Origin of the sequence: Enterobacter cloacae complex sp. XAL002, from assembly GCF_049236805.1 — a bacterium.
Lineage (GTDB): Bacteria > Pseudomonadota > Gammaproteobacteria > Enterobacterales > Enterobacteriaceae > Enterobacter > Enterobacter intestinihominis.
Genome location: NZ_JBMKJN010000025.1, coordinates 57,871 through 64,615 on the forward strand (window position 1 = coordinate 57,871; position 6,745 = coordinate 64,615).

General features: G+C 56.9%; 8 protein-coding genes. 4 read left to right on the forward strand and 4 right to left on the reverse strand.

What is annotated here, in order from left to right; translation table 11 throughout:
* Window positions 1–31 precede the first annotated feature (31 nt).
* Complete coding sequence (locus ACOT0L_RS19695) at window positions 32–1,468, reverse strand: MFS transporter (protein WP_126503043.1); 1,437 nt, start codon at window positions 1,466–1,468, stop codon at window positions 32–34.
* 107 nt (window positions 1,469–1,575) lie between these two features.
* Between ACOT0L_RS19695 and ACOT0L_RS19700 the strand changes: the two genes are divergently transcribed.
* Complete coding sequence (locus ACOT0L_RS19700) at window positions 1,576–2,445, forward strand: helix-turn-helix transcriptional regulator (RefSeq protein WP_022647328.1); 870 nt, start codon at window positions 1,576–1,578, stop codon at window positions 2,443–2,445.
* 153 nt (window positions 2,446–2,598) lie between these two features.
* Window positions 2,599–3,201, forward strand: coding sequence for a hypothetical protein (locus ACOT0L_RS19705; RefSeq protein ID WP_126503042.1), 603 nt, complete (start codon window positions 2,599–2,601; stop codon window positions 3,199–3,201).
* A gap of 27 nt (window positions 3,202–3,228) precedes the next feature.
* On the opposite strand, the gene nfsB is transcribed toward ACOT0L_RS19705, so the two are convergent.
* The 3 genes from nfsB to ACOT0L_RS19720 all read right to left on the reverse strand — a co-directional run bounded on the left by nfsB (window position 3,229) and on the right by ACOT0L_RS19720 (window position 4,951).
* On the reverse strand, window positions 3,229–3,882 hold the full coding sequence (gene nfsB, locus ACOT0L_RS19710) for an oxygen-insensitive NAD(P)H nitroreductase (RefSeq protein WP_003858884.1): 654 nt from the start codon (window positions 3,880–3,882) through the stop codon (window positions 3,229–3,231).
* Window positions 3,883–4,002: 120 nt separating this feature from the next.
* On the reverse strand, window positions 4,003–4,371 hold the full coding sequence (locus ACOT0L_RS19715) for an MmcQ/YjbR family DNA-binding protein (RefSeq protein WP_022647330.1): 369 nt from the start codon (window positions 4,369–4,371) through the stop codon (window positions 4,003–4,005).
* A complete protein-coding gene (locus ACOT0L_RS19720; RefSeq protein ID WP_023299509.1) occupies window positions 4,361–4,951 on the reverse strand; it encodes a TetR/AcrR family transcriptional regulator in 591 nt (196 codons plus the stop codon). The genes ACOT0L_RS19715 and ACOT0L_RS19720 overlap by 11 nt, the downstream gene beginning before the upstream one ends.
* A gap of 192 nt (window positions 4,952–5,143) precedes the next feature.
* On the opposite strand from ACOT0L_RS19720, the gene ACOT0L_RS19725 reads away from it, so the two are divergent.
* Together ACOT0L_RS19725 and ACOT0L_RS19730 are read left to right on the forward strand one after the other, a co-directional pair.
* Window positions 5,144–6,247, forward strand: a complete 1,104-nt coding sequence (locus ACOT0L_RS19725) for a RomA family MBL fold metallo-hydrolase (RefSeq protein WP_108367273.1) — start codon at window positions 5,144–5,146, stop codon at window positions 6,245–6,247.
* Window positions 6,248–6,279: 32 nt separating this feature from the next.
* Window positions 6,280–6,621 carry a RamA family antibiotic efflux transcriptional regulator gene (locus tag ACOT0L_RS19730; RefSeq protein ID WP_017694370.1) on the forward strand — a complete coding sequence of 114 codons (342 nt, stop codon included), beginning with the start codon at window positions 6,280–6,282 and terminating at the stop codon, window positions 6,619–6,621.
* Window positions 6,622–6,745: the final 124 nt, after the last annotated feature.

Below are 6,745 nucleotides of genomic sequence, written 5' to 3' on the forward strand. Positions count from 1 at the left end.
CTGCGGATCTATTATGCAAATTCAGGCAGTTTTATTTTGACGCCGGACAGGCCTTGACGACCGGTAAACACAGACGATGGCGCATACGCAGCGTGGCCACTGCCAGCACCCCCATCATGGCCGTTTCTACCATCAGGAAGACGTTGACTGCCTGGGTGTAATCTCCGTGATGATTTTGCAGCCCGTGCAGCAAAATCGCGCCGAAAATGGCCGGGCCAAGCCCCAGCGCAGCCTGTTGCAGCGTGCTTAAAATCGCGCTCGCGGACCCCGCGTCGTCAGGCTGAATATCGCGCATCCCGATACGGTAGAAGCTGTTTACAATCAGCGCCTGCCCGTATCCCACCAGCCCGGTGGCCGGGGCCAACGTCAGCGCGGTATTCTGCATTCCCCAGTGACGGAACGTGGCGATCAGCGCCACCAGGCCAACAAGCTGAATCGCAAGCCCGGTCAGCAGGATGGCGCTGGTGCTGTAGCGGGCAATCAGGCGTGGGGCGAACCAGGCGGAAATAAAATAGGTGACGCCGAGCGCGATAAAGCTGTTCCCGGACTGCCACGGCGCCATCCCCAGACCGCTTTGCATGGTCAGCGCCATACAGAACATAAACCCGGACCAGACGCTGAAAAAGAGTATCCCGATCAGCACGCCAAAGCGGATGCTGCGCAGCTGCAACAGGCGCGGCGCGATGAGCGGGTGGGCATCTTCTCGCTCTTTCTTACGCGCGTTTAACACCATCAAATAGACCAGCGGCACAATCGCCAGCAGCGCGGCCTTCAGCGGCCACGACCAGTGCCACTGCGGGCCGAGCGCCATCGGGAAAAGCAGACAGCACAGTATCGCCGTCAGCAGGATAGTCCCGGCCCAGTCAATGCGCGACGGCGTGTCGCGGCGGGTTTCCGGTACGTAGCGACGGCTCAACGCCAGCACCACCAGACAAATCGGCACGTTGATAAAGAAGGCGTTACGCCAGCCAAGCCCGGCGATGTCCGCCGACACCAGCCAGCCGCCACCCATCTGGCCGACGATAAACGCAATACCGCCGATACCGCCGAACAGACTGATCGCTTTGGCGTGTGCCGTTCCTTTTAACGTCACGTGCAACGTCGCGAGAATTTGCGGCATGATCAGCGCGGCGCCCGCGCCCTGAATAATGCGCGCGGCAAGCAACTGTTCGATATTGCCCGCCATGCCGCACAGCAGCGAGGCCAGGCCAAAACTCGCCACGCCCCACATAAACAAGCGACGGCGGCCAAGGTTATCGCCCAGCTTGCTGCCGGGGGCCAGGCAGACGGCAAAGGCCACGCCGTAGAGGGCGACGATCAGCTCCAGTTCGGTGGCGGTGGCGTGTAACGAATGGGTGATGGAATCCAGCGCCACGTTGGTGATCGAGGTATCAATCAGCGGCAGCATCTGGCCGGTTAACAGCAATATCAGGCCCGCACGACCCGGTGAAACAACTGACGTATTCATGGTGACTCCATTGCGTCAAACAGCGTAGAGTCGTAGCATCAACCATCTGATAAACGGGTACCAGTTCTTACTTATACTGGTACTGGCACTACCATGCAGGAGATGTTATGGCGCTGATGTCTGAACCTGTCACCTCTCTCCAGGATGACACCCGCAAGCAGCTGGGCGCGTTTTTGCGTGCCCGGCGCGAAAGCCTCGATCCGCAGCGGCTCGGCTTACCGCGCAGCGGCCGTCGCCGCACGCCGGGCCTGCGCCGGGAGGAGGTAGCGATGCTCGCGGATGTCGGTGTGACCTGGTACACCTGGCTGGAACAGGGCCGGGACGTCAATCCGTCCAGCGCGGTGATGGCCGCCATTGCAAAAGCGCTGCAATGCACCCCGACCGAAGCCCGGCATCTTTTTGTGCTTGCCGGTTTGCCGCCGGGCGAAGCCCCGCAGGCGGTGTGCTGTGAGGGGATCAGCGAAGGCACGCGTCGCCTGCTGGATACCCTGATGCCGAAGCCTGCCAGTATTCAGAAACCGAATTTCGATATCGTGGCGTGGAACGACAGCTTCGGACACCTGATGGGCGTCGATTTCAACGCTATCCCGCCGGAAGATCGCAACTGTATTTACCTGTTCCTCACCCATCCGGCGTGGCGCGCGCGGCTCGGCAAACGTGACGACGTGCTGCCGATTTTCGTCTCCTACTTCCGCGCGGCAATGGCTGAGCACCGTGGCGACCCGCTCTGGGAAGCGAAGCTGGCGCGTTTTTTTGCGGTGTCTGAGGAGTTCAAAACCCTGTGGCACCAGCGTAACGACGTGCGCGGCGTGGAGAACCAGCTCAAGCTGTTCACCCATCCCGAGCTGGGGGATTTTCATCTCCAGCAGATGTACTGGTACTCTGCGCCTCGAAACGGATCGCGGCTGCTGGTCTATTTACCGGTGGACGAGGCGGGGGAGAGGGCGATGGCGTGGCTGGAGGCGCAGGGGAAATAAGTTTTTTGCGAGGGGCTTTCAGGGAATAAGAGCTGGCTCTGCTAAGCGGATGAGACAGGTATAAGGTGGCGTTTAACTTAAACCAACCGACTGAATCGACATCATTTCGATGAGGGATTAAGTCGACTATACTCACGCCATGAGAAACAACAAATGTCGCCACTGATGATTGATTCCGCAGACTTCAGCCAAAAACTCGGCCTTATCTCCCGAAACGTCGAACACACCGAAGCGTTCCTGGCACGAGGTACGGCGGATTTTCATCTGCCGGGGTTTCTGCTGCCTGTGGGATACCGGCTCCTGAAATCGCGTTATGGTGATGAATATCGTCTCGTGACCACCGATGACGGCAAACCTTATACGGCGTATGCCGTAAAGCTTAAATTTCATAAAGAAATTACCTTTCCCCACGGTGCCGCCACGCAGGTGATGGTGTGGCGTACGCCACGTGCCGTTCATCAACGCGTGATAAGCGGGTTGCCACAACTCTTTTTTCAGTGGGTGCTAAGCGAATACAACATCGTTGTCTCTGACAGCGAACAAACGGGAGACGGGCAACGGTTCTGGCTGCGCATGATCGACTGGGCGTTTACCATGAACTATCGCATTAGCGTGGCGGACGGTACGGTGGGAGAAGAGTGGACGTTAACGCCCGTAAATTCCTACGCTGAGCTGGAAGAGCGCTGGATTGCTTTTGCCTGGGGAAACGATCGTGAGGTCCATCCGCATCGCAGGCTTGTCATCAGTAAAGCGTAACGGGCCGCATGCAGCGGCCCATTTTCATTAGCATTCAGTCACAATCGTGCTCAGCGGCAGGCGAGACTTCGGCAGCGTGGCATTGAAATCCTCAACGCTGTGATGCCCAACCGGCACCACCACCAGGCTGGTGAAGCCTTTCTCTTTCAGGCCGAACTCTTCGTCGAGGATTGCGGCATCGAAGCCTTCAATCGGCACTGCGTCCAGGCCCATCGCGGCCACGCCCAGCAGGAAGTTGCCGACGTTCAGGTAAACCTGCTTCGCCATCCACTGGTCGTCATCTTTCAGATCCACGCGGTGCATGTCGGCAAAATAGCAGCGGCCTTTGTGGTTCGCGGCTTTTGCTTCTGGCGTGGCGAAACGGCCGTCAGCCTCTTCCTGATCGACGACGCGCTCAAGCCAGGCATCGTCCATCGCGGTTTTCGCGCAGAACACCACCACGTGAGAGGCATCCAGCATTTTGCGTTCGTTAAACACATAGGTGCCCGCCGCGGATTTTGCCACGCGCGCTTTACCCTCTTCAGTGCTGGCAACAATAAAGTGCCACGGCTGGGAGTTGGTGCTGGACGGGCTGTATTGCAGCAGCGTTTTGATTTTTTCCGCTTCTTCTGCGGTCAGTTTTTTGGCTGGGTCGAACGCCTTGGTAGAATGGCGTTTCAGGGCGACAGAAATAATATCCATAACAACTCCTGGTGATGAAATTCGCCCGCGGGCGGGCGTGAAAGGAAAGCAGATTACCGCGCGAAGCGGGAAAAGATAAGTGCGATTCGAGCGCTTATTCTGTTCGTCTCAGACGAACAATCAGGCTGGCCGAATCCACTTCTGATCTTTTTTCGGCAGTTTATCAACGACCAGATTCCACGAATCCGTAATCAGGTCGGTGACCAGTTCAGGCGTGATGTCGTCCGTGCCATAAAGGGAGATCCAGTGTTTTTTATTCAGATGGTAGCCAGGCTCCACGCCACGGTAGATCTGCTGATTGAGCAGCGATTTTTCCGGATCGGATTTCAGGCTGACGTGGGCCCGACCGTGAGCGGTCGCCATCAGCATAAAAATTTTCCCGCCCACCTTAAACACGTCATACTCCGGGCCAAACGGCCAGCAATGTTCGGTAAAAGGCATCTCCAGCGCGACGCGTCTGGCATGTTCCTGCAAGGCTTTACTGTCCATGGCTCTCTTCCTCAGCAAGCCCGCGCCACATGGCTTCAAAGCCCAGCGCTTTAAAATCGACGGCACGGGACGGATCGCGCGCGGCAAACTCCATGGTGGTTTCAGCCAGCGATAAGAATATTGCATCACCGAAGGTCTTAAACTCGTCAGACATAAACACCGGGCGCACCGAGCGGTGACACAGTTCGTGTATTTCCGGGAACATGTCTTTCACCGCCTGCTCGGTTTCAATGTTCAGCTTTTCACTGACGCCAATCTGGCGGATAGCCGCATGCGCCAGGGGGTTACGAATGCCCCAGTCCACATAGCTATTCCAGATATTACGGGTATGCTCTTTTGGCTGGGTGATGGTGCGATCGAGGTTCGCCAGCATGGTCTGGCAAAGATCCTGCTTCAGATGCAGATAGAGGGCATTCAGCAGATCGTCTTTGGTAGCAAAGTAGCGAAACAGTGTCCCTTCAGCGACGCCCGCATTACGGGCAATTAACGCCGTTGAGGCGGCAATACCTGACTGCGCAAACGCAGCCGTTGCTGCTTCCAGTAAGGCCTGTTTTTTATCTTCACTCTTCGGACGTGCCACTAAATTTTTCCTCCCGTCAATTGTAAAAACCCTGATTGAAACACGTGCTTTGCCACGCTGCAACGCGGAATGTCAAAGATCGAAAACCTTCTTGACGGCGTAATCATCCTATCTATAATGAGTGCTTACTCACTCATAATCAAGTTCAACCCGCGCAAACTATCGGACAGGGCGCGTTGGCGGGTCAGGATAATGAAAAAGCCTCTATTCATCTGCGTGGTGTTAGTTATGATTATTGCTTCAGCTGCCAGTTTACCGTTTGTACTGAATGCCGGATTTGGCCAGCCACCGCAGGGTGCGCAGCTCTCTGAAGTGGAGGCCTCTCCGCACTATCGCGACGGGCAATTCCATAACACGCTCCCTACGCCGGGCTTTACCGGGCAACAAAATATGCTGGTGGCGTGGTGGCAGTTCCTTACCCGTAAAACCGAAAACGCCCGTCCTGCGCAGCCGCTGCCGCTGGTGAAAACCGATCTGGCGAGCCTGCCGCCTGAACAGGACACGCTGGTGTGGCTCGGCCACTCCTCCTGGTATATGCAGCTGGCGGGGCAACGAATCCTGATCGATCCGGTTCTGAGTAACTACGCCGCACCGTTCTCCTTCCTCAATAAAGCCTTTGCGGGGGAGTACCCGTGGCGTGCGGAGAGCATGCCGGAGATCGACCTGCTGATTATCTCCCACGATCACTATGACCATCTGGATTACGCCACCATCAAGGCGCTGCTGCCGAAGGTTAAGCGCGTGGTCACCCCGCTGGGCGTGGGTTCGCATCTGCGCTACTGGGGGATGAACCCTGAGATTATCGACGAGCGGGACTGGAACCAGTCGGTACGTATCAGCGATGCGCTGACGGTACATGTTCTGCCGGCGCGCCATTTTTCCGGGCGCGGCATTAAGCGTAACCAGACCCTGTGGGGCAGCTTTATGTTTGTCTCTCCGGAGCAGAAGGTCTACTACAGCGGAGACTCCGGTTATGGCCCGCACTTCAAAGCGATTGGCGAGCAGTTTGGCGGAGTTGACTTAGCCATCATGGAAAACGGCCAGTACGACCAGGACTGGAAGTACATTCATATGCATCCGGTGGAAACGGCGCAGGCCTCGGCAGATCTCAATGCCAGAGCGGTCGTACCGGGACATAACGGGCGTTTTGTGCTGGCGAAACATACCTGGAACGATCCACTGATCCAGCTGGCGAAAGCCAGTAAGGATAAAAACTACCGGCTGCTGACACCGGAGCTGGGCGAGCCCGTGCGGGTGAGTGATACCACGCAACAATTTCGCGAGTGGTGGGAATAATGTTTAAGCGAGAAGCAGAGGGGGAGAGCAGTATGACGATTTCCGCTCAGGTCATTGATACGATTGTCGAATGGATTGATGACAACCTACACCAGCCGTTACGCATCGAAGAGATTGCCCGCCATGCGGGTTACTCAAAATGGCATTTACAGCGGCTATTTATGCAGTACAAAGGCGAAAGTCTGGGGCGCTACATCCGCGAACGCAAGCTGCTGATGGCGGCGCGCGATCTGCGTGAGTCAGACGAGCGCGTGTACGATATCTGCCTGCGCTACGGGTTTGACTCGCAGCAGACGTTTACCCGCATCTTTACCCGCACCTTTAACCAGCCGCCCGGGGCGTACCGCAAAGAGAACCATAGCCAGACACATTAACATGTCGCGTGTAGGCCGGGTAAGGCGTAGCCGCCACCCGGCTTTTTTGTGGGCTCGGTGCCCGTAATTGCCCGGTGGCGCTGCGGTATGAACCGGAAACATGGGTAACACTTTAGACCGGATA